Source organism: Leisingera sp. F5 (assembly GCF_001593695.1).
Map to the genome: position 1 here is coordinate 79241 of NZ_LUKH01000001.1, position 24291 is coordinate 103531.

Genomic DNA, 24291 nt, shown 5'->3' on the forward strand with positions numbered 1-24291 from the left:
GCATGCATGGACACATCGGCACATGATCACAGAACTCGGACATTTCGCCCTAATTCTCGCCTTCATGATCGCGATCGTGCAGGCCGTTATCCCCTTGATCGGCGCGCACAAACGCTGGCCCGGCTGGATGGCCGTGGCGGAACCGGCGGCACAGGCGCAGTTCCTGTTCACCGCCTTTGCGTTCGGGGCGCTGACCTGGGCATTCATCACCTCTGATTTCTCGCTCAAGCTGGTGACGCTGAACAGCCACTCGGCCAAGCCGATGCTCTACAAGATCTCCGGAACCTGGGGCAACCACGAAGGATCGATGCTGCTCTGGGTGCTGATCGTCGCTTTGTTCGGAGCGATGGCCTCGGTCTTTGGCGGCGGGTTGCCGCCAACGTTGAAGGCGCGCGTTCTGGCGGTGCAAGCGGCGATTGGCGTGGCGTTTTATGCTTTTATCCTGTTCACGTCGAACCCGTTCCTGCGCCTGACGGTGCCGCCGTTTGACGGCCAGGATTTGAACCCGCTGCTGCAGGACCCGGGCCTCGCCTTTCATCCGCCGTTCCTCTACCTCGGTTATGTGGGCCTCAGCATGGCGTTTTCCTTTGCCGTTGCCGCCCTGATCGAAGGCCGCATTGATGCCGCCTGGGGCCGGTGGGTGCGCCCCTGGACGCTGGCGGCCTGGATTTTCCTGACCATCGGTATCGGGCTGGGCTCCTGGTGGGCCTATTACGAGCTTGGCTGGGGCGGCTTCTGGTTCTGGGACCCGGTCGAGAACGCCTCCTTCATGCCCTGGCTCTTGGCGGCGGCGCTGCTGCATTCCGCCATCGTGGTGGAGAAACGCGAAGCGCTGAAAAGCTGGACCATCCTGCTCGCGATCCTGGCCTTTGGCTTCTCGCTGATCGGGACCTTTATCGTGCGCTCGGGCATCATCACCAGTGTTCATGCCTTTGCCAATGACCCCGAACGCGGCGTGTTCATCCTGTTCATTCTGGCGTTCTTCACCGGCGGCGCGCTGACACTGTTTGCCGCGCGTGCCCAGGCGATGGAGGCCAAAGGCGTCTTTGGCATGGTCAGCCGCGAAAGCGCGCTGGTGGCCAACAACATCCTGCTGGCGGTCAGCTGCTTTGTGGTCTTCTTCGGCACCGTCTGGCCGATCCTCGCCGAGATGCTGCTGGACCGCAAGCTGAGCGTCGGCCCGCCGTTTTTCAATTCGGCTTTCACCCCCTTTATGGTGGCGTTGGGTCTGATCATGCCGGTTGGCGCCATGCTGCCGTGGAAACGCGGCCGGATCGGGCGCACAGCCTGGCAGCTGCGCTATGTATTTGTGCTGGCGGTGTCTCTGGGCGTGCTGGCCTGGGCGATGCAGACAGGAAAGTCCGCGCTGGGGCCGGTGGGGCTTTTCCTCGGCTCCTGGATGGTGTTCGGCGCGCTGGCCGACCTGTGGCTGCGCAGCGGCAAATCGGGACGCCTGCAGCGGATGCTGCGGCTGCCGCGGGCCGATTGGGGCAAGGCCGTGGCCCATGGCGGGTTGGGCATCACCATCTTTGCTATCGCCGGCCTGACGGCCTGGGAGCAGGAGGATATCCGCGTGGCACGCATCAGCGAACCCTTCGACGTCGGTGCCTTTACGTTGGTGCTGACGGATGTCAGCCGGGAACAAGGACCCAATTACTTCACCACCAAAGGCAGGGTCGAGGTGACGCGCAACGGCCAGCCCGAGGCGGTGATGTTCCCGGAAAAACGCGACTATCCGGTGTCGCGGATGCCGACCACCGAAGCTGCGATTGACTACCGCCTGACCCGTGATCTCTACGTTGTGCTGGGCGACCAGCAGGCCGATGGCAGCTGGACCATGCGCACCTACATCAAACCCCTTGCCAACTGGATCTGGGGCGGCTCGATCCTGATGGCCCTTGGCGGGCTGCTGAGCCTCAGCGACCGGCGCTTCCGCGTCGCTGCAGGCGCGCGTAAATCACCCCAAGCAGGAGTGCCGGCAGAATGATGTTGCGAATACTGATCCTGGCCATGGCCGCGCTTCTGGCCGTCCCGGTGCTTGCTCCGGCGCCGGCCTTGGCGGTGGAGCCGGATGAGGTGCTGGCAGATCCCGCACTTGAAAGCCGCGCGCGGGAGCTGTCCAAGGACCTGCGCTGCCTGGTTTGCCGCAATGAGAGCATTGATGAGTCCAATGCCGAACTGGCCCGCGATCTGCGCGTCCTGGTGCGCGAGCGGCTGGTGGCGGGCGACAGCGACCGCGAGGCGATGGATTTTATCGTCGACCGTTATGGTGAGTATGTGCTGCTGCGCCCGACAACCGGCGGCGCCAACTGGCTGTTGTGGGCTGCTGGCCCGCTGATGCTGCTGGCCGCGCTTGTGATCGCTGCCTTCTATGTGCGGGGACGCGCCCGCGCACCCAAGGCCGCGGAGCAGGGGCTGAGCGCTGACGAGCAGGAGCGCCTGCGCAAAATCCTGAAGGATTGACGCCGGGTCCGGCTTTCCGGCGGGCGGGCTTTCCGTCACCATACCGGTAAACGGCCAGGCGGAAGCGTCTCTGGCTTCTGAACGCAAGCTTTGTGAGGCACTCTGATGGACTATAAGGAAATCCTGTTTTCTCTGCAGGACGGGCTGGCGGTTGTCACCCTGAACCGCGAAGCGCGGAAGAATGCGCTCAACAGCCGGATGCGGTCCGAGATCACCCATGCGATGCGCATGGCCTCTTCCGAGGCCCGCGCTGTGGTGCTGACCGGGGCTGGCGATGCGTTCTGCTCGGGCCAGGATCTGAGCGACGCGGGCAGCAATGGCGGCCAGCTGGATCTGGAGCGCACGCTGCGCGACGAATACCTGCCGATGCTGCAGGCGATTTATGATTGCCCGGTGCCGGTTGTGGCGGCCGTCAACGGTGCCGCTGCCGGAGCAGGGGCAAATCTGGCGCTGGCCGCCGATGTGGTGATCGCTGCCGAGAGCGCGTTTTTCATGCAGGCCTTCAGCAAGATCGGCCTGATCCCAGATGCCGGCGGCACCTGGTTCCTGCCGCGCCAGATCGGCCTGGCAAAATCGATGGGGGCAGCCCTGTTTGCCGACCGTGTCAGCGCCCGGCAGGCCTGCGACTGGGGCATGATCTGGGAAGCGGTGCCGGATGCGGATTTTGACGCCCATTGGCGCGCGCGCGCGGAGTATCTGGCCACCGGCCCCAGCAAGGCCTTTGCCGCCACAAAATCCGCCCTGCGTGAAAGCTTTGGCCGCACATTGGCAGAGCAGCTGTCGGAAGAGGCGCACCTGCAGGGCCAATGCGGCAAGACCCGTGATTTCCTGGAAGGCGTGACAGCTTTCATGGAAAAGCGCCCCGCGAAATTCGAGGGGCGCTGAGAGGCGGGCAGGGGCGACAGAACCTATAGGTCTTCAGATCTTCCTAAGTGACGGTTTGAACAAATACCGAATTGGCTGAAATTAGGCCTCCGGCGCCTTGAAGGCGGGCGAACACTTGGCCGTCCGCCAAAAGCAGGGCGTCCTGCTCATCGCCGGATTCTCCCTCGACCGTTTCGACGGAAATTTCAGGTTCAGGGCCTTCACCGTCATGATAATAGTAGATGCTGTCATGATCCCGGTCAAAATCAGTCAGGATAACGGGGTCGTCGCCGGCTTCGATCCAGTCGCCGAGTGACAGGTCATCGTAGCCTTCGCCCAAGGTTACAATATCCCCTCTTCCGGCGAGAACATTGTCCTCCCCGTAACCTGCAAGGATAACGTCAGGGGCATCGTCCGTGTCAATTTCAGTATCGTAACCCAATATGAGCGCTTCATCCGCGGTGTCTTCATTGGCAAGCCACTCTCTCGCGGTCGTAAGCACCTGCTCTGGCGAGAAAGCACTTGTTGAAGCAATTACGTCATTACCTGCATCACCGATCAGAGTATCGCTGCCTTCCCCATCAATAATGAAGTCGTGATCTGCTCCTCCCCGAAGGAAATCGTTGCCGTCTCCGCCGACAATCACGTCTGACCCCTCTTGACCGAAGAGCCGGTCATTTCCGCTATTTCCGGCCAGCACATCTGTGCCGCCCCCGGCAAAAATTATGTTGTCACCAGAACCGCCGGACAGATCATCGGGACCAGCCGTTGCATCTGCAGATGTATCAGATTGAGGCTCGGAATCATCGTCGTCGTCCAGAACAGCGACAGTTCCGACGGTCAGGGCAAGCCCCAGCAAAACCAAAAGTTCCATTCCAAGAATCCCGTTTTTTCTGGAAAACACCCAGACAAGATTTTCCTTGCGGGGTGACTCTGCCAGAAGGCGGCAGTAATGGACTTTTAACTAATTAGTTGAGAGGATTTAGTCAACATTTTCAGGGTATTGCGCAACGTAAGCGAAAAGTTGTCCGGAATCTCCAGCATTGTCGACACTCACGGGGCAATTCTCAGATTGGGGGGCGATGCCGGACCGGGACTAAACCTTCTTAGCGGCCAGCTCAGAAATAGCCCAGAAAAATACCATGCTGGACGGCGGCGCGGCTGACTGCTGCGATGCCGGGGTTTTCCAACCCCAGGAGTTTCCAGCATGGTCAAGAAAGCAACGCGGATTTCGCGGTTCGTCGCCGCCGTTGAGGACCGGCCCGCCTATGTCGGGCTGGACGTTCACGAGAAAACCTATTCGGTCGCTCTGTTCGAACCGGTAGACGGGGTGGTGGAGACCGACACCTGCCCGTCCGGTGAAGAGGCTCTGGCCGAACAGTTGACTGGTCTCAGATGCCAGATTGCACATGTGGTCTACGAGTCCGGGCCAACGGGGCTCGCTCTTGCCCGAGCTTTGGAACGAGCGGGCTTGGCGGTTTCGGTGATCGCCGCTTCGCGTATCCCGCGCGGCTATTCGGCGGCGGCCAAGTCTGACCAGCTCGACGCAGTGCGGCTGGCAAATTACTTCGCACGCGGTCTGCTCCGGCCCATCGCCATTCCCGCCATTGAACAGGAAGGCTATCGCGCTCTGGTCCGGCGGCGGAAGCGGATCGCGGAGAGCCGCGGCAAGATCAAACAGAAGATCAAGGGCTTCCTGCTCGCCTCGGGCATCGAGGAACCGGCCAGCCTGCAAAAGTGGTCTCTGGCCGCATCGGCGACCTGTCGGCGCTGTCGATCCCGCCGGAACACCGTATGGCGCTATGGTGCGCGAGTATCTGTTCCTGCTTGCCGAGGACAAACTGCTGAGGGCCGAGATCAGGGCTGCAACCATGCGGATGCACCCGGACCGGTTCAAGCGCCTGACGCCGGTCATCGGAGTGGGGGAGACGGCGGCTGCGCATTTTCTGGCTGAGCTGTTCTCACCCGAACGCGTCAACCGCCCGGAAGAAGTCACCTCATACCTTGGCCTTGCACCTGTTGTTAGCCAGAGCGGCAGCAGCCCGGTCCGGGCAAAGCTGCGCCCGGTCGGCCAGAAACGCCTGCGCGGCATCCTGGTCGAAGCCGCATGGCAATGGACCTGGCGCGACCCTGAGGCCAAGTCCATCTGCAACCACCATTTCGCGAAGCACGGGATCGGGCAAAAGGCTATTGCGGCGGTCGCCCGAAAGCTCGCGATCAAACTCTGGCGCATGACGGTGGAAATACCGCCGTTGCCAGCCGGGGGTGCCACGTGCGGGGCACGGTCGGGATAACCGACAGCAAAAAAAGGGCGGCACCCTCATCAACCGGCGCGTACCGAAAACGGTACTTGGTGATCCTGCATCCAGACAGGCACGAATAAGAAAAGGCTTACGCGAAGCCGGTGAACAGCTTTGGAATGGCCCCAAACCTGCTGCGAGAGTCGCGTGCGGGAAGGGGATTGCGTTCCAAATTCAGGATTTAGCATTCAGGGACAACCTTTTGCTGACAAACTCTACAAAAACACAATTAGTCCACCCCATAGACCTAACCCGTAGTCACTCGAACACCTATTATCACCGCCTCATCTGAGCGCGGCACTTTCACGTTACTCAATGCCGCCGTAGGGTGGCGCATAGTTTGGGCTCCTGCGGTTTAAGGAGCTCAAAATGGAAGAAACCTCACTCCCTTTGAACACCTCGTTCGGGTCCATCCGCGAGGCCGAATTGTCCGACGCTGAAGAAATTCTGCGCATGGTCGAGCGCATGGCTGCGCATCATGACGATACAAGCACTCTCCAAGCCGGCACTCTTGCCCGAGATGTTTTCTCTGACAACCCTTGGGTTCACCTCCTGGTCGCGGAGGCAGAATCTCGTTTGGCAGGCTACGCCGCTCTGTGTGGGCTAGCGCAACTCCAGTTTGGTGTCCGGGGCTTCGACGTGCATCACCTTTTTACGGAAGCCGGTTTTAGAAGGCGTGGCGCCGGAACAAACTTGGTGAGGGCCAGCATCCACAAATCAAAGTCACTTTCTTGCAAGTACCTGTCGGTTGGAACCCATCCCGACAACTTGGAAGCGCAGGCTTTTTACGCCTCACTTGGCTTCAAGCGCCGTGAGGCCTTCCCGCCTAGGTTCGTCATACGGCTTGAAGAATGAAAAATCTGTTGTGCTTCGTGGCTACCAGTTCAGTGTCTGCAATCGCATTGCGCGCGTGGCGCTGCACGAAAAGGGCATCCCGTATGAAACAGAGGAAATTGATCCTTTTGCCGCCGATATTCCTAAAGACTATTTGAAGCGACATCCGTTTCGTCGTGTGCCGGTATTGAGCCATGGCGAATTTGACGTCTACGAAACACCGGCAATCCTTCGCTACATCGACGCTGCTTTCGAGGGTCCGGACCTCATGCCGGTCGAGGCCGAAGCCCTCACTCGTGTGGCGCAGGTTGTTTCGATTGTGGACAGCTGCGGCTACCGTCCCATGGTCCGTTAGGTGTTCGCACATCGCGTATTCCGCCGGGCAGTTGGCGAAGAGAGCACTGAAGCCGGGATTGCGGCCGGTATCGAAGAATCGCTGCCAGTTCTAGGCGCACTAGACGCGTTAGCTTCAGAAGGCCATGTCCTCGATGGTCAGACTTTTACACTTGCTGATTGTCACTTCGCACCGATGGTTGCCTTTTTGTCCAAGCGCCTGACGGTGCAGCGGCTCTGAGCGAGTATTCAGCACTTGCCAAATGGTGGGCAAGCGCCGCACAGCGACGAAGCGTTATAGAAACTGATCCCGGACTTCCGTCTGGAAAAGATCTTCGAGGACGGATTGAGGACCAGCAGTATTAACCGCACCGCTTGACAGTCGTCCACATAAGAAAACGCCCCGCGGAATGCGGGGCGTTTTGACGTTCGTCGCAATTGGCGGTCAGCGCTTTTCGATGTCGATGTAGTCGCGCATGGTCTCGCCCAGATACAGCTGGCGCGGGCGGCCGATCTTGTTCTGCGGATCGGCGATCATCTCCTTCCACTGCGAGATCCAGCCGACGGTGCGCGACAGCGCAAAGATCGGCGTGAACATCGACGTCGGGAAGCCCATCGCCTCGAGAATGATGCCCGAGTAGAAATCGACGTTCGGGAACAGCTTCTTCTCGATGAAGTAGGGATCGTTCAGCGCGGTCTGCTCCAGTTCCTTGGCAACCTGCAGCAGCGGGTTGTCCTCGACGCCGAGCAGGTCCAGAACCTCGTCCGCGGATTGCTTCAGCACGGTCGCGCGCGGGTCGGTGTTCTTGTAGACGCGGTGGCCGAAACCCATCAGGCGGAACGGATCGTTCTTGTCCTTGGCGCGTGCGATATACTCGGGGATGCGGTCGACCGAGCCGATTTCCTTGAGCATTTCCAGGCAGGCCTGGTTGGCGCCGCCGTGGGCCGGACCCCAGAGGCAGGCAATGCCAGCTGCGATACAGGCAAACGGATTTGCACCGGAAGAGGACGCCAGACGCACGGTCGACGTCGAGGCGTTCTGCTCGTGATCCGCGTGCAGGGTGAGGATGCGGTCCATCGCCCGGCTCAGGATCGGGTTCACGTGGTATTCCTCAGCCGGAACCGAGAAGCACATGTGCAGGAAGTTGGCTGCGTAATCCAGATCGTTCTTCGGATACACAAACGGCTGGCCGATCGAGTATTTATAGGCCATCGCAGCGATAGTCGGCAGCTTGGCGATCAGGCGGACTGCCGCAACCTCGCGCTGCCACGGATCGGTGACGTCCAGCGAGTCATGGTAGAAGGCTGACATTGCGCCGACCACGCCAACCAGGGTTGCCATCGGGTGCGCATCGCGGCGGAAGCCGCGGAAGAAGTTGTGCATCTGCTCATGCACCATGGTGTGACGGGTCACACGGGTCTCGAAATCCTCCAGCTGTGTCACGGTCGGCAATTCGCCGTAAAGCAGCAGATAGCAAACCTCGAGGTAGTGCGATTTCGATGCCAGCTGGTCGATCGGGTAGCCGCGGTGCAGCAGTTCGCCCTTGTCGCCGTCAATATAGGTGATGGTGCTGTCGCAGCTGGCGGTCGAGGTGAAGCCCGGGTCATAGGTGAACACACCTGCCTTCGCGTAGAGCTTGCGGATGTCGAGAACATCGGGCCCGGCCGTCGGCGAGAAAATGGGCAGCTCGTAGGTTTCGCCATTCAGGCTGAGCGTGGCAGATTTCTGTGTCTCGGTCATGGGTGTCCCTTCCTGTTACAGGCACGAGAGCGGCCGTGCAGGCGTCTTCATGCGGGGCAGCGCCTGCGCGGAGTCGCGCAGGGGTTGTCGTATCAAAACAGGCTTACCCGGGAGTTAAGGACCGGACTCAGCCTGTTGCGTCTTTGAGCCGGGCGAGAGTTTCCTCGCGGCCCAGAATCAGCATCATGTCGAACACCGAAGGCGTTACCGCCCGGCCCGCCAGCGCCGCCCGCAAAGGGCCTGCCAGCTTGCCGAACTTGGTATCATGGGCTTCTGCAAATGCGTTCAGAAGCGCCTCCAGATCGTCACGGACCCAGCTAGCATTTTGCAGCTGCGGCGTCAATTCTTCCAGTATACCATCGGATACAGAAGATAGCGCCTTTTCAGCCTTCGCATCCCGGTCAATTGGCCGTGATGCAAGGATAAAATGCGCTTTTTCAAGCAGTTCAGGGAAGGTGCGTGCCCGGTCCTTGAGGCAATACATCGCAGCTTCCAGCCCCTGTGACTGCGCGTCAGTCAGGGCGGTTTCTCCGGCTGCGCCTAAGTAGCCGCTGATTTCTTGCCGCAGTGCGGCGTCGTCGCTAACGGCGATATGCTGACCGCTGAGATTCTCCAGCTTCTTGGTGTCGAACCGGGCCGGGCTTTTGCCGATACCGTCAAAGTTAAACCACGCCTTGGCCTGATCGTCCGTAAAAAATTCGTCATCGCCGTGCGACCAGCCCAAACGGGCCAGGTAATTGCGCATGCCGGCCGCCGGATAGCCCATCGCCTGGTATTCCTGCGCGCCCAAGGCACCATGGCGTTTGCTGAGCTTTTTACCGTCCGGCCCGTGGATAAGCGGGATATGGGCCCAGACCGGCACGTCCCAGCCCATCGCCTCATAGATCATCATCTGGCGGGCGGCGTTGTTCAGGTGGTCATCGCCGCGGATCACATGGGTGACGCCCATATCGTGATCGTCGACCACAACCGCCAGCATGTAAACCGGCGTACCGTCCGAGCGCAGCAGGATCATGTCATCAAGCTGATCATTCTTGATGGTGACGTCGCCCTGAACCTCATCTTTGATAACGGTAACGCCGCTTTGCGGCGCCTTAATGCGGATCACATAGGATGCATCCGGGTGGCTGGACGCATCGGCGTCGCGCCAGGGCGAGCGGTAGAGGGTGGACTTGCCATCGGCCTTGGCCTGATCACGGAAGGCGGCGATTTCGTCCTGGGTGGCAAAGCATTTATAGGCCTTGCCCTCGGCCAGCAGCTGCCTGGCCACCTCAGCGTGGCGGCCTGCACCCTCGAACTGGCTGATCGCCTCGCCGTCATGATCCAGGCCCAGCCAAGCCATGCCTTGCAGGATGGCGGCGGTCGCCTCAGGCGTGGAACGCTCGCGGTCGGTATCCTCGATCCGCAGCAGGAACTTGCCGCCGCGGCCGCGGGCATAAAGCCAGTTGAACAGCGCGGTGCGGGCGCCGCCGATGTGCAGAAAGCCGGTGGGAGAAGGCGCGAAACGGGTGACAACCGGTTGGGTCATGAGCAGGATTTACCTTTTGGAAACCATGTGAGGTTTAGAGTTTCAGCCTGTCTACCGGGCCAGAAGGCGGGGGGCAAGCATGCGGCTGAGCGCAACCATCGCAGACCTGCTGCAGGCGCAGCGGGGGAATCTGTTCCCCTGGACCCCGGTATTTCTCGGGGCTGGGATCGGAGCCTATTTTTCGTTGAAATCAGAGCCTGGCGCCGCCGTGTTTGCCGGGTTGGCGACCTGTGCGCTGCTGATGGCAGCCGGCGCTATGTCCCGGCGGCCGCTGGCATTTTTGCTGTGGGCGCCTGCGCTTGCAGCAGCGGGGCTTTGCCTGGCCGGGGCACGGGCGCACCGGGTGTCGGCTCCGGTTTTGGATTTCCGCTATTACGGGGCGGTGGAGGGACGTGTCGTGGCTGTTGACCGCTCGCCGACTGACGCCCTGCGGCTGACCCTGGATCAGCTGCGGCTGGACCGGGTGGTGGCGGAAAACACGCCGGCCCGTGTCCGCATTTCGCTGAAAGCGCAGGAACAGGTGCCGCCGCCGGGCGCCAGGGTCATGACCACCGCGCATTTGCTGCCGCCGCAGGGGCCTGCCGAACCAGGCGGGTTCGATTTCCGCCGCCACGCCTGGTTCAAGCAGTTGGGCGGGCTGGGATACACGAGGGTTCCGGTGCTGCTGGCAGAGGCACCTGACCAAAGCCTGCCAGTCGAACGCCTGCGCCGGAACGTGGCGCATGGCTTGCAAGACCGTATAGCAGGAGAGACTGGCGGGTTTGCAGCCGCAATCACCACCGGCGACCGCAGCGGCGTGGGGCAGCAAACGCTGACTGCCCTGCGGCAAAGCAACCTGGCGCATCTGCTGGCGATCTCCGGATTGCATATGGGACTGCTGACCGGATTTGTCTTTGCAGCGCTGAGAGTTGTGTTCAATCTGATACCTGTCCTGGCCCTGCGCTGGCCGGTTAAGAAACTGGCAGCACTTGCGGCACTGACTGCCGGCGCGGGGTATCTTGCCCTGTCAGGCGGCAATGTGGCGACAGAACGGGCCTTTGTCATGGTTGCGGTGATGTTTGGCGCTGTGCTGCTGAACCGGCGTGCGATAACCCTGCGCGCGGTGGCTGTTGCTGCTTGGATTGTGCTGCTGCGGCGGCCGGAAAGCCTGCTGAGTCCCGGTTTCCAGATGAGCTTTGCCGCGACGGCCGGGCTGGTTGCGGTCTTTGCTGCGCTCAGAGACAGGGAGGTGCCGCTGGGGCCGCGCTGGTTGCGGCCGGTTCTGGCGCTGGTGATTTCATCTGCGGTGGCCGGGGCGGCAACCGCGCCTTTTGCAGCGGCGCATTTTAACACAGTGCCGCACTATGGGCTGCTTGCGAACCTGCTGTCTGTGCCGGTCATGGGCTCGGTCGTCATTCCGGCTGCGGTTCTTGCGCTGTGCCTGGCGCCGTTTGGCCTGGAAGTGATCGGGTTGACGGTTATGCGATGGGGGCTGGACTGGATCCTGACAGTTGCGCAGGCTGTCTCAGAATTCGAGGGGGCGCTGTCGCATGTGCCGGCACCGGGCGCCTGGGTTCTGCCGCTGTTTGCTGCGGGCATGCTGTTTGCAGTGATCTGGCAAGGACGGCTGCGGCTGGCAGGGCTGCTGCCGGCAGCATGCGCGCTGTTGATGTGGGGCGCGGCAGAGCGCCCTGTTGTCCTGATTGCTGATTCCGGCGGGCTGGTTGGCGTGATGGCGCCGGAAGGCCGGGCCTTGTCCCGGGCCAAAGGGCAGGGGTTTACCGCGAAAATCTGGCTGGAGAACGATGGCGACCCGGCAGGACAGATCGCCGCCGCGGAGCGCTGGAGGGGTGAAACAGAGGCTTTGCCGATTTGGCAAGGGCCGGGATTCCGGCTGGTTCATGCGCCTGGGAAACGTAAGCTCGCGCAGGCAAGTACCTGTAAAAAGGGAGATATCATCGTTTCCACAGTCACGGCGCAAACGCCGGAAAACTGTCTGCTTCTGACACCGGCAGTGATGCGTCAAACGGGCAGCATCGCCGTGACCGCGACAGGCGGTTTGCGGACATCCCGCAGCGTTTCGGGACAGCGGTTGTGGACGGGGTGGAAACCGGAGGGAGCTGAAATCAACCGCCTCCGGAGAATTCTCGGTCAGGAAAACACTCAGTAAGTGCGGATCAACCCAACCAGTTGGCCTTGAATCTGCACCTGATCTTCGGGGTAGTGCCGGGTTTCATAAGCCGGGTTGGCGGCTTCCAGCGCGATCATGCTGCCCTGGCGCTGGTAGCGTTTCAGCGTGGCCTCGTGCCCTTCGACCAGTGCAACGACGATATCGCCGTTATCTGCGGTGCCGGTTTCACGGATCACCACGATGTCGCCGTCATTGATGCCGGCTTCAATCATCGAGTCGCCCTTTACCTCCAGCGCGAAATGCTGGCCGTTCGGCGCGATCATGCCGCCCGGAACCGCCACCTGATGCGACACCTGGCTGATCGCCTCAATCGGCACACCGGCGGCGATGCGGCCCATCACCGGCAGTTCAACTGCAGCCTGGCGCATTGGGTCTGCGGCGGCAGGTGCGGGCGGCGCGGATTGCGTTTGACCGCCGTCAATCACCTGTGGCGCAAAGCCTTGCGCGTCCGGCGCACCGCCCAGGCTGTCCGGCAGGCGGATAATCTCAATCGCGCGGGCGCGGTGCGGCAGGCGGCGGATGAAGCCGCGTTCTTCCAATGCCGTGATCAGCCGGTGGATGCCTGATTTCGATCGCAGGTCCAGTTCGACCTTCATTTCATCGAAACTGGGCGGCACGCCGTCACGCTGCAGACGTTTGTGAATGAATTCCAGCAGTTGCAGTTGCTTTTTTGTGAGCATCGCCGCTCCCTCCGCGCCTCGTGTTTTCTTTTGTTCTACGCATGTTCCCGTTTTGTGTCAATATCGCAGTCCCCGGCATGGCGTAAAAGAGAACGCGCCTGGGGCGCGTGCCTCCGGCGGGAGTATTTTTGCAAAGGTGAAGGGGGTTTAGATCGGCAAGTATTGCACAGTATCGCCTGCGCTGCGCGCGCCGTCCTTGGGGGGGCGGACCAGCAGGGCGTTGGCATCAGCTAAAATGGTGAGCAGTGAGCTGTCCTGATTGTCAAAGGCAGTCAGCAGGCCGTTTTGCACATTTGCGCGCATATAGTGCTCGCGCGGGCCATTGGCCGTCAGGGGGGCGCCAAGGGCGGCCGTCAGCAGCTGCTCCTGCGCCGGTGCAGGCAACCCGAGCATGGATTGCACCATAGGGGCCAGAAACACGTGGCCGCAGACCATGGCCGATACTGGGTTGCCGGGCAGGCCAACCATGGCAGCGCCATTCATCCGGCCGGCCATCAGCGGTTTGCCGGGGCGCATCGCAACCTTGTAGAAACTGCGTTCCATCCCAAGATCCTGCGCCACCTTGCCGACCAGATCGTGATCGCCGACGGAGGCGCCGCCGATGGTGACAACCAGATCAGCGCCCTCGGCCAGTTCAAAGGCTGTGCGCAGGGAGCTTTCGGTGTCACGGGCGATGGGCAGGATGCGGGCGTGGGCGCCAAGGTCTTCGAGCATGGCTTTGAGGCCGAAGGTGTTGGAGGCGATGATCTGGTCCGGTCCAGGCGTGCCGCCGGGCATCACCAGTTCATCGCCGGTGGAGATCAGGGCGATCTCCGGGCGGCGGGTGACGGGTATCGCGGGGATGTTCATTGCCGCCAGCAAGGCGATGTCAGCCGGTGTCAGGCGCTTGGGGGCCGTGACGGTCTGGCCATCGGTGAAATCGCCGCCGCGGGGGCGGATGTTGTGATTGCTGCCGGGCGCATCGGTGATTGTGATAAGGTCACCGTTTCGGGTCACATCCTCTTGAATAACAACGAAACTGGCGCCTTCCGGCACTGGTGCGCCGGTAAAGATGCGCACCGCCTGTCCCGCGCCCATGCGGCCCTGAAATGCGTGGCCTGCGGCGGCCTCGCCGATCACCTTGAACATGGCGTGCAGTTCGACCTCAGCGGCGTTTACAGCATAACCATCCATGGCCGAGGCTGAGAACGGCGGCTGGTCGCGGCGCGCTTGCAGGTCGGCTGCCAGCACCCGGCCTGCAGCCTGTGCCAGCGGCACCTGTTCGGTTTCCAGCTGTTGAACAAGCGCCAGAAGATGCGCGCGGGCTTCGCTGACCGGGATCATTTACGCCTCGTACCTGCCTGATTTTCCGCCATCTTTCAGCGTCACGCGGATGCCGCCGATCTGCATCGCTTTATCCACGGCCTTGGCCATATCATAAACAGTGAGCGCGGCGGTGGAGACGGCTGTAAGCGCTTCCATCTCAACCCCGGTCTGGCCGGTGGTCTTGACTGTCGCCTCGACCCGCACGCCGGGCAGGTCCGGATCCAGTGCCAGCTCCACCGCGACCTTGGTCACCGGCAGAGGATGGCAGAGCGGGATCAGATCGGGTGTCTTCTTGGCGCCCATGATTCCGGCCAGGCGGGCCACGGACAGGACATCACCCTTTTTGGCGCGGCCTTCAGAAATGATATCAAAGGTTTCCTGCGCCATGGTGATGTGGCCCTCGGCGGTGGCCACGCGCGCGGTCACTGCCTTGTCCGAGACGTCGACCATATGGGCGTCGCCCTTGGTGTCGAAATGGGTGAGGCTCATGGGTGCCCTCCTTACATCATGCCCGGCATCAGCGGGTTCGCAAGCAGCGCGCGGGTGGCACCGGCGACATCCTCCTGGCGCATCAGGCTTTCGCCGATCAGGAAGGTGCGAGCGCCATAGCGGGCCATATCGCTCAGATCCTCAGGTGTGAACAACCCGCTTTCGCAAACAATCGTGCGGTCGGCAGGCACCATACGCGACAGTTCGCGGGTGGTGTCCAGTGTGGTCTCAAACTTCTTGAGATTGCGGTTGTTGATGCCCATCAGCGGCGATTTCAGGTTGCAGGCGCGTTCCAGCTCCTCGGCGTCATGGACCTCCAGGAGCACATCCATGCCCCATTCAACGGCGCTTTCCTCCAGCTCCTGCGCCTGGGCGTCAGAAACGGATGCAAGAATGATCAGGATGCAATCGGCCCCCAGCGCACGGGCCTCGGCCACCTGATAGGTGTCGTACATGAAATCCTTGCGCAGCGCGGGCAGGGAGCAGGCGCCGCGGGCCTGGGTGAGGAAGTCCTTGGCACCCTGGAAGCTGGGGGTATCGGTCAGGACAGACAGGCAGGTGGCGCCGCCGTCCTCATAGGCCTTGGCCAGTTCCGCCGGTTCAAAATCAGGACGGATCAGGCCCTTTGAGGGGCTGGCCTTCTTGATCTCGGCAATCAGGCCGTAACCGCTGCGGTTGGCCTGCATCAGGCTTTCGGTGAAGCCGCGCACCGGGGAAGCTTCGCGCGCTTCGGCCTCGACTGCCTCCAGCGGTTTGGCGGCCTTGTCGGCGGCTACTTCTTCCAGTTTGTAGGCCTTGATCTTGTCGAGCACGTTTTCGGTCATACCAGTTCCACTCATGCCTGGGCCTCCGTTCCTGCGTTCCAGTCTATGGCAGTTTCACCGCGGGCGGCGAGCCAATTGTTTACTTGTGAAAAGGGCCGGGACCCGAAGAAGCCGCGCCGCGCCGACAGGGGCGAGGGATGGGCGGTCTTCAGGATCAGGTGATCGCCCGGTTTGATATGTTTTTCAAGCTTTTGCGCCGCATTTCCCCAGAGAATATATGCGGTGGGAGTTGCCGAGGCCAGTTCCAGCACCTGATGCACCAGGTGATGCCAGCCGAGGTGTTTATGGCCGTTTGCCTCGCCTGCGGGAACTGACAGTGCAGTGTTCAAAAGCAAAACGCCCTGGCGCGCCCAGCCGTGCAGATCCGCGTTTGGGCGGGTGATGCCAAGATCATCCTCCAGCTCCTTGTAAATATTGGACAAAGAGCGGGGCAGAGGGCGAACGTTCGGCTCAGCTGAGAAGGCAAGCCCGTGGGCGTGGCCTGGTGTGGGATAGGGATCCTGGCCCAGGATCACAACGCGGGTGTACTCTGGCTGGGTCAGCTCCAGCGCAGCGAACCGCTGGTGCGCGGGCGGCAGGATGTTCCTGGGATCCTTAGCAATTGCGGCTGAGATCCCGGGCCAATGGTCTGTAAAAAAAGGCAGGTTGGACCAGGCGCCCAGCCCTAAGGGTAAATCGGTCATGCGGCTGAGGTAATCCGCGCCAGTGCCTCGACCTTGGATTTGGCTGCGCCGCTGTCGATGGACTCGGCAGCACGCGCGACGCCTTCCTTGAGGTCGGCAGCCTTGCGGGCAACCACCAGAGCCGCCGATGCGTTCAGCAGAACCGCGTCGCGGTATGCCGAAGGCGTGCCCTGCAGCAGCACCCGGAAGGCCATCGCATTTTCTTCAGGGGTGCCGCCGACAATCTTGTCAAAGCCGTGCACCGGCAGGCCTGCGTCTTCGGGGTGGAGTTCGACATCGCGGATACTGCCGTCTTCCTCCAAAGCGGAGACCCAGCTGACACCGGTAATTGTCAGCTCGTCCGTGCCGTCAGAGCCATGCACCAGCCAGGCGCGTTCAGACCCGAGCGTCTTGAGCGTTTCGGCCATCGGGCGGATCATCTCGCGGCTGAAGGCGCCGGTGAGCTGGCGTTTGACGCCGGCCGGATTGGTAAGGGGTCCGAGGATGTTGAAGATGGTGCGGGTGCCAAGTTCGGACCGGGTTGGCATCACGTGGGCCACGGCAGGGTGGTGCATCGGTGCCATCATGAAACCGATACCGGCTTCATTGATCGCCTTTTCAACCACTTGCGGGCCAACCATCACGTTGATGCCCATCTGGGACTGCATGTCAGCAGTACCGGATTTGGAGCTGAGGTTTCGGTTGCCGTGTTTGGCAACCACCACTCCTGCGCCTGCGGCGACAAAGGCGGTCGCGGTGGAGATGTTGAGGGTGTTCTTGCCGTCACCGCCGGTGCCGACGATGTCCATTGCACCTGCGGGCGCCTTCACCGGGTTGCATTTGGACCGCATCACGGCGGCGGCGGCGGCGTATTCATCCACGCTTTCACCGCGGGTGCGCATGGCCATCAAGAGGCCGCCGATCTGGCTGGGTGTTGCCTCGCCCTCGAACAGCAGGGTGAAGGCGGTTTCAGCTTCTTCGCGGGTCAGGGACCGTTCCGCCGCAGCGCCGATCAACGGTTTCAGGCGGTCGCTCATGCGGGCACCTGCATCACGTCGAGAAAGTTTTTCAGCAGCGCGTGACCATGTTCCGAGGCGATGGATTCGGGGTGGAACTGCACGCCATGGATCGGCAGCTCCTTGTGCTGCAGGCCCATGATGGTGCCGTCTTCCAGCTCGGCCGTGATCTCCAGGCTGTCAGGGAAGCTTTCGCGTTCCACCACCAGGGAGTGGTAGCGGGTTGCGTCAAATGGTGTCGGCAAGCCTTTGAAAACACCGGTATCCTTGTGGTGCATTTTGCCCATCTTACCATGCACGATCTCGTGGCAGCGGATCACTTTGCCGCCAAAGGCCTGGCCTATCGTCTGATGGCCCAGGCAAACGCCCAGAAGCGGCGTCTTGGTTTCAGCCGCCGCTTCGGTCAGCGCCAGGCAAATGCCGGCCTGATCCGGGTCGCAGGGGCCGGGCGACAGCAGGATGCCCGAGGGCTTCATCGCCATGGCTTCCTGCACGTTGATGGCGTCGTTGCGGCGCACTTCCATTTCCGCGCCCAGCTCACCCAGATAATGGACGAGGTTGTAGGTAAAGGAATCGTAGTTGTCGATCAGCAGCAGCATCGTAGCGGGCTCTTTTAAGGGTGGCGGGCGAGGTGCGCGCCGCAGTATAGTGGTCGCAACATACATGTTCAGGGATACGGGGCAGCGTCAAGGGCAGGATAAGCGATTGCCAGGGTGAACAGAAACAGGGTTCGCTCAGGCACGCTGGAACGGCGCGGTACCGAAAAACGGATTGAGAGGCAAAACAGGCATGCGTGGATTTCTGGGCGGCGTGAGTGTCGGGGCATTGCTGGCCGCGGGCGGGCTGGGGATGCTGTCTTTGTCGGTGCCCTTGCCGGATACAGGGGCCGATACGGCAGCGGTGCCTGCGCCTGCCGCGCATGATCCTGGCGATGCGCCGCAGATGCCAAACGGCGGCACTGACGCCGCCGAGGCGCCCGGCAGCAGCCAGGGACGTGATGCGGATCTTGTTGAAGCACAGCCGGCCGCGCCGGCCGAAACCGATGGCGGCGATGACCTGAACGCGCTTTCCGGGGCGGATACCGCGCCGGCCGGTAAACCTGAGGTCGGGCAGGCAGCCGCGCTTCTGGCTTCCGGGGGCCCGGAAACACCGGCCGCGCCCGGTTTGACGAAGGGACCAGACGCACCTCAGCCGCAGGCCGTTCAGCCGTCCGTGCCGCAGGCCCCGGGCGCCGAGTCCGCCGTTATAGCTGCCACTGAGCCTGCACCGGAACCCGCGCCCGAGCCGCCCGCAGAAGCGCAAGAGGATGCGGCAGCCGCTGTGCAGCCTGAGGCTGAGGAGGAGCCGGCGCCTGCGGAAACGCCTGAAACTTCCGCCGTTCTGGCCCCGGATATCGGCAGTGCGCCGCAGGCAACCACGCTGCCGGTCATCGGTGCGGCGCCGGTTCTTCCAGAGGCTGGCGGCGACGGTGATGAGAGTATCTCTGACAGCGAAACAGGTCTGGAATCTGCGGTTGCAGGGCAAGAGGCTCTGGCGCCAGGCATCGGCACGCCGGTTGTTCCGCTGACCGACCGGGACAAGCCGCAGGAAGCCGGGTTTGCCGCTGCGGGGGTAGCGGACCAGCCGCCGTTTACGGCCCATGCCGAACCCTTTGACAATCCGGAAGACCGGCCGCTGATGTCGATTGTACTGATCGACGGCGAAGGGGCGGTCGGCGCCGAAGCGCTGGCGGAATTCCCTTATCCGTTGAGCTTTGCCATTGATCCGGAAGACCCGCAGGCTGCGTCCAAGATGGCCGCGCGCAGGGCGGCGGGGTTCGAAGTGCTGATGCTGGCGGATCTGCCGCGATCGGCCTCGCCGCAGGACGCGGAGACGGCGCTGGAGGTTTGGCGCGGCAAACTGCCGGAGGCCATGGCGATCCTTGAAGGCATCGAGACCGGGGTGCAGGGCAACCGGCCGCTGGCGGATCAGGTTGCAGCAGTTGCGGCCTCGGCGGGCTACGGGCTGGTGACCCAGAACAGCGGGCTGAACACGGTGCAGAAGCTGGCGCTGCGCGACGGCGTGCCGGCGGGCATTGTGTTCCGCGATTTTGACGGCGCCGGGCAGAACCCGCGGGCAATCCGGCGGTTTCTGGATCAGGCTGCGTTCCGGGCCGGGCAGGAAGGCGCGGTGATCATGCTGGGACGGTTGCGCCCGGATACGATTTCGGCGCTGCTGATCTGGGGCCTGCAGGACCGGGCCGCCCGGATTGCACTGGCGCCGGTCTCGGCCAGTTTGGAAGCAAACCTGCCGGCAAAGTGAAACGGCGCCCAAGGCGGGCGCCGCGCCTTCGGCGAGGGTATTTTGAACCAGAAAGAAGCCGCAGAGCAGCCCTGCGCTGCAAGTCCTAGCGGTTGCCGTTGCCGGTAAAACGGGCAGCGTCCGCTGCCGCGCGGCGGATGGCGTTGGATTTATGGACAGTCTCCATATATTCGGCTTCCGGATCGCTGTCATAGACCACGCCTCCGCCGGCCTGGATATAGAGGTTCTGATCCTTGACGATGGCAGTGCGCAGGGCGATGCACATATCCATGTCGCCACCCGCCGAGAAGTAGCCGACACCACCGCCATATACGCCGCGCTTTTCCGGCTCCAGCTCGTCGATGATCTCCATCGCGCGCACCTTGGGTGCGCCCGAGACGGTGCCCGCGGGCATGCCGGCAAAGAAGGCGTCCAGCGCGTCCTTGTCCTCAGCCAATTCGCCGACGACATTGGAGACGATATGCATCACATGGCTGTAGCGCTCGATGATGAATTTTTCCGTCGGGCGCACGGTGCCGATTTTGGCAACCCGGCCGGTGTCGTTGCGGCCCAGATCCAACAGCATCAGATGCTCGGCGAGTTCCTTTTTATCCGCTAGGAGGTCCGCTTCCAGTGCTTTGTCCTCTTCGGGCGTGGCGCCGCGGGGGCGGGTTCCGGCGATGGGGCGGATAGTAACCTCCTGCCCGAAGACGCGCACCAGGATTTCCGGGGAGGCGCCGACCACCTGAAAGCCGCCGAAGTTGAAGTAGAACATGAAGGGCGACGGGTTGGTGCGCCGCAGCGAGCGGTAAAGCGCAAACGGCGGCTGGCGGAATTCCTGGGTCCAGCGCTGTGCCGGCACCACCTGAAAAATGTCGCCTGCGCGGATGTAGTCCTTGGCCTTTTCCACCGCGGCCATATAGCCGTCTTTGGTGAAGTTCGACACCGGCGGCGCGACCTCATCCGCGTCGCCCAGATCACGGCTTTCGGCGGGCATGGCGCGTTCCAGATCGCGCACCGCGTCCATCACCCGCTCGGCGGCCTGGGCATAGGCGGCTTTGGCGGTCTGGCCGTCGCTGGACCAGACGGGCGACACCACAGTGACCTCGCCCTTGACCCCGTCCAGCACCGCAATCACCGAGGGGCGCAGCATCAGCGCGTCGGGCAGGCCGAGCGGATCAGGGTTCACATCGGGCAGGTGCTCCACCAGGCGGATCATGTCATAGCCGAGGTAGCCGAACAGGCCGGCTGCGGCCTGGGGCAGATCGTCGGGCAGATCAATCCTGGTTTCCGCAATCAGCGCCCGCAAATTGTCCATCGGGTTGCCGTCCTGCGGGGTGAAATCATCCGCATCGAACCGGGCGGATCGGTTCAAGGCCGACTGCTCCCCATGGCAGCGCCAGACCAGATCCGGCTTCATGCCGATGATCGAATAGCGCCCGCGCACCTCGCCGCCGGTGACGGACTCCAGCATGAAGGCGTCCTTTTGGGCGCCGGTCAGCTTGAGCATCAGCGAAACAGGCGTGTCGAGATCAGCGGCAAGGCGGGTATAGACGACCTGGTTCTCGCCTGCCTCATAAGCCTTGGAGAACGTGTCGAAATCGGGGGTCAGAGCCATTGGTGCTTGCCTTGATTAATGGAAGTTCGCCTGCGCTGCGTTCAGCGCCTGCTGGTCGACACGGGGTTCGGCGCGGGCCTGGACGTCCTGCACATAGGCCTGGAACACCTCCTGTGCCAGCGCCTGGTCCAACTGCGCCTGCAAAGCCTGAGCGAGAAGGTTCATGTCATCGCTTGCTTCCGGCGGCAGGATGCCGTCGAGGCGGACAACCACAGCCGACTCCGCATCCTGCACCAGACGGAAGTTTCCGGCCTCCATTTCAAAGACCTGGGTGACCAGATCTGCGGGCACTGTGTCGATGTATGCGGTGCGGGTCAGGCCGGCCTCGGTTTTGACCTCTGCATCTTCAGCAAAGCCGGCGCTCTCTGCTTGGGCCAGAAGCGCCTCGCCCTGCTCACGCAGCGCTGTGCTCAGGCGGTCGGCCTGCCAGGCGGCGAGGACCTTGTCGCGGGCATCTGCAAAGGGTTCCGGACGCTCGGGCAGAACCTCGTCCAGGCGCAGCGCAAACAGGCTGCCATCGTCCAGGAAGTCCACAGCCGGGAAGTCCTCGGCGGTGACGGCGGCAGCGGCGGTGCGGAAACCCTCATAAGCCGCGATGCCGTCGCTGGCATTGTCCGTCCAATGGATCTGAACCAGCTCCAGCCCGCTTTCTGTCGCCAGTTCTTCGAGCGTGGCGCCGCCGGCCAGCAGATCGTCGATGTCTTCGGCCTGGGCCTCTACCAACCGGCGGGTGCGGTCGGACGCCAGTTCTTCGCGCAGGTCCGGCATTGCCTGTTCAAAGGTGGTGATCTGCGCCTCCAGACGGCCGTTCACACGGTAGAGCGCCGGGCCGAGATCAGAAGGCAGGGGGCCGGCCACATCGCCGACCTGCGCCGCAAACACATCTGTGCCGGCAGCCCCCAGATCGCCCATGGTCACGTCGCCCATGTCAATGTCCTGCAGGGTCAGGCCGCGGGCATCGACCAGGCTTTCGAAAGTCGCACCGCCGGTTTCCAGCTGTGCCTTGGCGCTGGCAGCTGCATCGTCATCGGCAAACACCAGGCGTTCCACCAGCCGGCGCTCGGGCACTTGGTACTGGCTGGAGCGGTCATCGAACAGCCGGCGCAGGGCGGCCTCGTCGATCTCCACCTCATCCAGCAGCATCGAGGGGCGCAGCGCGGCGTAGGTGATCACCTTGGTTTCCGGCAGCATGAACTGGTCCTGCGCGGCGTCATAAAAGGCTTGCAGCTCGGCATCCGCAGGAACTTGGACTGTCAGCGCGATGTCAGCGGCGTTGATCTGCACATAAGAAAAGCTGCGGCGCGCGCCGATGAAGCCGGTCAGGGTTTCGGTCAGGATCCCAGGCATTTCAGTGCCGGACAGAACTGCGTTCTGGACGATGGTGCGGGCGGCCTCGCGGCGCAGGTCCTCTTCGAATTCTTTTTCCGACAGACCTGCGTTGCTGAGGGCAAAACTATAGGCTTCGCGGTCGAATGCGCCGTTCACGCCTTGAAAGGCATCGATCGAGCCCAGCTCTTCGATCAGGTTTTCGTCACCGATCGACAGGCCCAGGTCCTTGGCTTCGTGATCAAGGGCTGCCAGCGAGATCAGGCGGCCAAGGACCACCCGGTCAAGGCCAAAGGCGCTGAGCTGTGCCATCGAAACGGCCTGGCCGGTCTGCGCCTGCAGCGCACGCTGTTCCCGCTGCAATTCCCGCACATAGGTGCCGATGCTGACTTCCTCGTCGCCGACACGGGCAACCGAAGAGGCGGAGCTGGTGAAATTCACCGCGCCAAATCCGGCGAGGCCGACGATCAGCATCCCCATCAGGATCCAGATGAAGGTTTTGGATAGCTGTTTCATGCCTGCGGCCATGATGCCCTCTTTATTGTTCTGCCGTGCAAGGGGTCGCCTTGCGGCGGGAAATGCCGCTGACTGAATACGCGGCTGCCCGCAGAGGGGCAAGATGGTTGCGGATCAAACTGCTGGGTGATCAGGGATTAAAGGCCGCCAGCCGGTCAAACAGCACACCGATGCCTGACCGGTCCACATTGGCAAAGGCAATGCGGAACTGGCGCGCGCCGGCCGGATCATCTGCGGGCATGAACATAGAGCCCGGCAGCATCAGCACGGAGGCATCCGCCACCAGCCGTTTGGCGACGTCTTCCGACGGCAGGTCGAACGGGTGCTCGACATAGGCAAAGTAGGCGCCGCATCCGAGCAGCTTCCAGCCCTTGGCGGCCAGCACCGGAAACCCGTCTTCAATCGCGGCGCGGCGGTCGAGAATTTCCTGGCGCTCCCCGGCCAGCCAGCCCTGCAGGTTTTCAATTCCCCACAGGGCACCGGCCTGGCCCAGCTGCGAAGGGCAGATGGTGACCGCGTCCAGAAACTTCTCCATTTCGAACATCTTGTCCGGCGAAGCTGCAACAGCGCCGACCCGGTGGCCGGTTAGCCGGTAGGCTTTGGAGAAGGAATAGAGGTGGATCAGGGTCCGGTCCCAGTCTTCCAGCTGGAAAAGCCCATGCGGAGCGCCTTTGCGGCTGTCAAAATCGCGGTAGGTTTCGTCCACGATCAGGGCAATACCCCTGGCCCGGGCCAGATCAAAGAAGGCCTGCACCAGCCCGGAAGGGTACTCCACGCCGCAGGGATTGTTCGGGGTGACCAGCACGATGGCGCGGGTGCGGGGGCTGATCAGCGCCTCCGCAGCGGCCAGGTCCGGCAGCATGCCGTTGCCAACCGGCAGCGGCATGGCGGAGACGCCGGCCATGTCCAGCCACATCTTGTGATTGAAGTACCAAGGGACAGGGATAATCACCTCGTCGCCTTCGCTGCACAGCGCAGCAATCGCTGCAGCAAAGGCCTGATTGCAGCCAGACGTAATGCCAATCTGATCTGCTTGCACATCGGCGCCGTAATGACCCGAGATCTGACGGGCCAATGCCCGGCGCAGCGGATCACTGCCGAGGACAGGCCCGTAGAGATGCGCCTCGGCATCGTTCAGGGCAGCATCCGCGAGCGCCTGGCGCAGGCCTTGGGGCGGTGCTTCTGCCGGCGCGGCCTGGCTGACGTTCAGCAGCGGGCGCTCTGGCGGAAATTCAACCCCGGCCACCCAGCGGCGCGATTCGACGATGGGCGAGACAAAGGTGGCTTGGGTGCGGGAAAGGGGCATGAAAGGCTCCGGGCGCCGGAAAAAGGAAGATGGTCA

Annotated in this window: 22 protein-coding genes; 9 read left to right on the plus strand and 13 right to left on the minus strand. The window is 62.4% G+C overall.

Annotation, left to right across the window (positions count from 1 at the left end):
* The first annotated feature begins 22 nt into the window (after positions 1 to 22).
* From A2I95_RS00350 to A2I95_RS00360, 3 genes are all read left to right on the plus strand, one after another.
* Positions 23 to 1987: a heme lyase CcmF/NrfE family subunit gene (locus A2I95_RS00350; RefSeq protein WP_291726592.1), complete on the plus strand. Its 1965-nt coding sequence runs from the start codon at positions 23 to 25 to the stop codon at positions 1985 to 1987.
* On the plus strand, positions 1987 to 2463 hold the full coding sequence (locus A2I95_RS00355; RefSeq protein ID WP_291726954.1) for a cytochrome c-type biogenesis protein: 477 nt from the start codon (positions 1987 to 1989) through the stop codon (positions 2461 to 2463). Before A2I95_RS00350 ends, A2I95_RS00355 begins: the two co-directional genes overlap by 1 nt.
* Positions 2464 to 2568: 105 nt before the next feature.
* Entirely contained in the window at positions 2569 to 3348 is a 780-nt protein-coding gene (locus tag A2I95_RS00360; protein ID WP_291726594.1) for an enoyl-CoA hydratase-related protein, read from the plus strand.
* A gap of 43 nt (positions 3349 to 3391) precedes the next feature.
* On the opposite strand, the gene A2I95_RS00365 is transcribed toward A2I95_RS00360, so the two are convergent.
* A complete protein-coding gene (locus A2I95_RS00365; RefSeq protein ID WP_291726596.1) occupies positions 3392 to 4201 on the minus strand; it encodes a hypothetical protein in 810 nt (269 codons plus the stop codon).
* Positions 4202 to 4534: 333 nt separating this feature from the next.
* On the opposite strand from A2I95_RS00365, the gene A2I95_RS00370 reads away from it, so the two are divergent.
* The 4 genes from A2I95_RS00370 (at position 4535) to A2I95_RS00385 (ending at position 6816) form a co-directional block, all read left to right on the plus strand.
* The gene (locus A2I95_RS00370) at positions 4535 to 5281 is read left to right on the plus strand and encodes a transposase (protein ID WP_291726598.1); all 747 of its coding nucleotides are present in this window, start codon (positions 4535 to 4537) and stop codon (positions 5279 to 5281) included.
* The gene (locus tag A2I95_RS00375) at positions 5247 to 5621 is read left to right on the plus strand and encodes an IS110 family transposase (RefSeq protein ID WP_291726600.1); all 375 of its coding nucleotides are present in this window, start codon (positions 5247 to 5249) and stop codon (positions 5619 to 5621) included. Before A2I95_RS00370 ends, A2I95_RS00375 begins: the two co-directional genes overlap by 35 nt.
* Positions 5622 to 5996: 375 nt before the next feature.
* Positions 5997 to 6482: a GNAT family N-acetyltransferase gene (locus A2I95_RS00380; protein ID WP_291726602.1), complete on the plus strand. Its 486-nt coding sequence runs from the start codon at positions 5997 to 5999 to the stop codon at positions 6480 to 6482.
* The gene (locus A2I95_RS00385; protein ID WP_291726604.1) at positions 6472 to 6816 is read left to right on the plus strand and encodes a glutathione S-transferase N-terminal domain-containing protein; all 345 of its coding nucleotides are present in this window, start codon (positions 6472 to 6474) and stop codon (positions 6814 to 6816) included. Before A2I95_RS00380 ends, A2I95_RS00385 begins: the two co-directional genes overlap by 11 nt.
* A 423-nt stretch (positions 6817 to 7239) precedes the next feature.
* Here the strand turns inward: A2I95_RS00385 and A2I95_RS00390 are convergent, their stop codons facing one another.
* Both A2I95_RS00390 and gltX read right to left on the minus strand, forming a co-directional pair.
* The gene (locus A2I95_RS00390; RefSeq protein ID WP_027259026.1) at positions 7240 to 8535 is read right to left on the minus strand and encodes a citrate synthase; all 1296 of its coding nucleotides are present in this window, start codon (positions 8533 to 8535) and stop codon (positions 7240 to 7242) included.
* Between the two features lie 127 nt (positions 8536 to 8662).
* Positions 8663 to 10063 (minus strand): glutamate--tRNA ligase, encoded by a 1401-nt coding sequence (gltX, locus tag A2I95_RS00395; RefSeq protein ID WP_291726606.1) that lies wholly within the window; start codon positions 10061 to 10063, stop codon positions 8663 to 8665.
* A 79-nt stretch (positions 10064 to 10142) separates the two neighbouring features.
* Between gltX and A2I95_RS00400 the strand changes: the two genes are divergently transcribed.
* A complete protein-coding gene (locus A2I95_RS00400; RefSeq protein ID WP_291726608.1) occupies positions 10143 to 12212 on the plus strand; it encodes a ComEC/Rec2 family competence protein in 2070 nt (689 codons plus the stop codon).
* Here A2I95_RS00400 and lexA read toward each other — a convergent pair.
* From lexA to A2I95_RS00435, 7 genes are all read right to left on the minus strand, one after another.
* Entirely contained in the window at positions 12206 to 12913 is a 708-nt protein-coding gene (gene lexA / locus A2I95_RS00405) for a transcriptional repressor LexA (RefSeq protein WP_291726610.1), read from the minus strand. The two genes, A2I95_RS00400 and lexA, sit on opposite strands and share 7 nt — an antisense overlap.
* Positions 12914 to 13060: 147 nt before the next feature.
* A complete protein-coding gene (gene glp / locus A2I95_RS00410) occupies positions 13061 to 14236 on the minus strand; it encodes a gephyrin-like molybdotransferase Glp (protein ID WP_291726611.1) in 1176 nt (391 codons plus the stop codon).
* Positions 14237 to 14707, minus strand: a complete 471-nt coding sequence (gene moaC, locus A2I95_RS00415; protein ID WP_291726613.1) for a cyclic pyranopterin monophosphate synthase MoaC — start codon at positions 14705 to 14707, stop codon at positions 14237 to 14239.
* A gap of 11 nt (positions 14708 to 14718) precedes the next feature.
* Entirely contained in the window at positions 14719 to 15531 is an 813-nt protein-coding gene (trpC, locus tag A2I95_RS00420) for an indole-3-glycerol phosphate synthase TrpC (RefSeq protein ID WP_291726956.1), read from the minus strand.
* Positions 15532 to 15542: 11 nt separating this feature from the next.
* A complete protein-coding gene (locus A2I95_RS00425; RefSeq protein WP_291726615.1) occupies positions 15543 to 16214 on the minus strand; it encodes a uracil-DNA glycosylase in 672 nt (223 codons plus the stop codon).
* Positions 16211 to 17230, minus strand: a complete 1020-nt coding sequence (gene trpD, locus A2I95_RS00430; RefSeq protein ID WP_291726618.1) for an anthranilate phosphoribosyltransferase — start codon at positions 17228 to 17230, stop codon at positions 16211 to 16213. Before trpD ends, A2I95_RS00425 begins: the two co-directional genes overlap by 4 nt.
* Positions 17227 to 17808 carry an aminodeoxychorismate/anthranilate synthase component II gene (locus A2I95_RS00435; protein ID WP_291726620.1) on the minus strand — a complete coding sequence of 194 codons (582 nt, stop codon included), beginning with the start codon at positions 17806 to 17808 and terminating at the stop codon, positions 17227 to 17229. Before A2I95_RS00435 ends, trpD begins: the two co-directional genes overlap by 4 nt.
* A 190-nt stretch (positions 17809 to 17998) precedes the next feature.
* Between A2I95_RS00435 and A2I95_RS00440 the strand changes: the two genes are divergently transcribed.
* Complete coding sequence (locus A2I95_RS00440) at positions 17999 to 19510, plus strand: polysaccharide deacteylase family 2 protein (protein WP_291726621.1); 1512 nt, start codon at positions 17999 to 18001, stop codon at positions 19508 to 19510.
* A gap of 85 nt (positions 19511 to 19595) precedes the next feature.
* On the opposite strand, the gene trpE is transcribed toward A2I95_RS00440, so the two are convergent.
* From trpE to A2I95_RS00455, 3 genes are all read right to left on the minus strand, one after another.
* A complete protein-coding gene (gene trpE / locus A2I95_RS00445) occupies positions 19596 to 21107 on the minus strand; it encodes an anthranilate synthase component I (protein ID WP_291726623.1) in 1512 nt (503 codons plus the stop codon).
* A 15-nt stretch (positions 21108 to 21122) separates the two neighbouring features.
* Positions 21123 to 22961 carry a peptidylprolyl isomerase gene (locus A2I95_RS00450; protein ID WP_291726624.1) on the minus strand — a complete coding sequence of 613 codons (1839 nt, stop codon included), beginning with the start codon at positions 22959 to 22961 and terminating at the stop codon, positions 21123 to 21125.
* A gap of 118 nt (positions 22962 to 23079) precedes the next feature.
* Complete coding sequence (locus A2I95_RS00455; RefSeq protein ID WP_291726625.1) at positions 23080 to 24255, minus strand: aminotransferase; 1176 nt, start codon at positions 24253 to 24255, stop codon at positions 23080 to 23082.
* Positions 24256 to 24291: the final 36 nt, after the last annotated feature.

Excerpts from the sequence above, each read along its gene's own strand:
- A2I95_RS00350 (WP_291726592.1), top strand. The coding sequence starts at position 23 with ATGATCACAGAACTCGGACATTTCGCCCTAATTCTCGCCTTCATGATC.
- A2I95_RS00355 (WP_291726954.1), top strand. The coding sequence starts at position 1,987 with ATGTTGCGAATACTGATCCTGGCCATGGCCGCGCTTCTGGCCGTCCCG.
- A2I95_RS00360 (WP_291726594.1), top strand. The coding sequence starts at position 2,569 with ATGGACTATAAGGAAATCCTGTTTTCTCTGCAGGACGGGCTGGCGGTT.
- A2I95_RS00365 (WP_291726596.1), bottom strand. The coding sequence starts at position 4,201 with ATGGAACTTTTGGTTTTGCTGGGGCTTGCCCTGACCGTCGGAACTGTC.
- A2I95_RS00370 (WP_291726598.1), top strand. The coding sequence starts at position 4,535 with ATGGTCAAGAAAGCAACGCGGATTTCGCGGTTCGTCGCCGCCGTTGAG.
- A2I95_RS00380 (WP_291726602.1), top strand. The coding sequence starts at position 5,997 with ATGGAAGAAACCTCACTCCCTTTGAACACCTCGTTCGGGTCCATCCGC.
- A2I95_RS00390 (WP_027259026.1), bottom strand. The coding sequence starts at position 8,535 with ATGACCGAGACACAGAAATCTGCCACGCTCAGCCTGAATGGCGAAACC.
- gltX (WP_291726606.1), bottom strand. The coding sequence starts at position 10,063 with ATGACCCAACCGGTTGTCACCCGTTTCGCGCCTTCTCCCACCGGCTTT.
- A2I95_RS00400 (WP_291726608.1), top strand. The coding sequence starts at position 10,143 with ATGCGGCTGAGCGCAACCATCGCAGACCTGCTGCAGGCGCAGCGGGGG.
- lexA (WP_291726610.1), bottom strand. The coding sequence starts at position 12,913 with ATGCTCACAAAAAAGCAACTGCAACTGCTGGAATTCATTCACAAACGT.
- glp (WP_291726611.1), bottom strand. The coding sequence starts at position 14,236 with ATGATCCCGGTCAGCGAAGCCCGCGCGCATCTTCTGGCGCTTGTTCAA.
- moaC (WP_291726613.1), bottom strand. The coding sequence starts at position 14,707 with ATGAGCCTCACCCATTTCGACACCAAGGGCGACGCCCATATGGTCGAC.
- trpC (WP_291726956.1), bottom strand. The coding sequence starts at position 15,531 with ATGACCGAAAACGTGCTCGACAAGATCAAGGCCTACAAACTGGAAGAA.
- A2I95_RS00425 (WP_291726615.1), bottom strand. The coding sequence starts at position 16,214 with ATGACCGATTTACCCTTAGGGCTGGGCGCCTGGTCCAACCTGCCTTTT.
- trpD (WP_291726618.1), bottom strand. The coding sequence starts at position 17,230 with ATGAGCGACCGCCTGAAACCGTTGATCGGCGCTGCGGCGGAACGGTCC.
- A2I95_RS00435 (WP_291726620.1), bottom strand. The coding sequence starts at position 17,808 with ATGCTGCTGCTGATCGACAACTACGATTCCTTTACCTACAACCTCGTC.
- A2I95_RS00440 (WP_291726621.1), top strand. The coding sequence starts at position 17,999 with ATGCGTGGATTTCTGGGCGGCGTGAGTGTCGGGGCATTGCTGGCCGCG.
- trpE (WP_291726623.1), bottom strand. The coding sequence starts at position 21,107 with ATGGCTCTGACCCCCGATTTCGACACGTTCTCCAAGGCTTATGAGGCA.
- A2I95_RS00450 (WP_291726624.1), bottom strand. The coding sequence starts at position 22,961 with ATGGCCGCAGGCATGAAACAGCTATCCAAAACCTTCATCTGGATCCTG.
- A2I95_RS00455 (WP_291726625.1), bottom strand. The coding sequence starts at position 24,255 with ATGCCCCTTTCCCGCACCCAAGCCACCTTTGTCTCGCCCATCGTCGAA.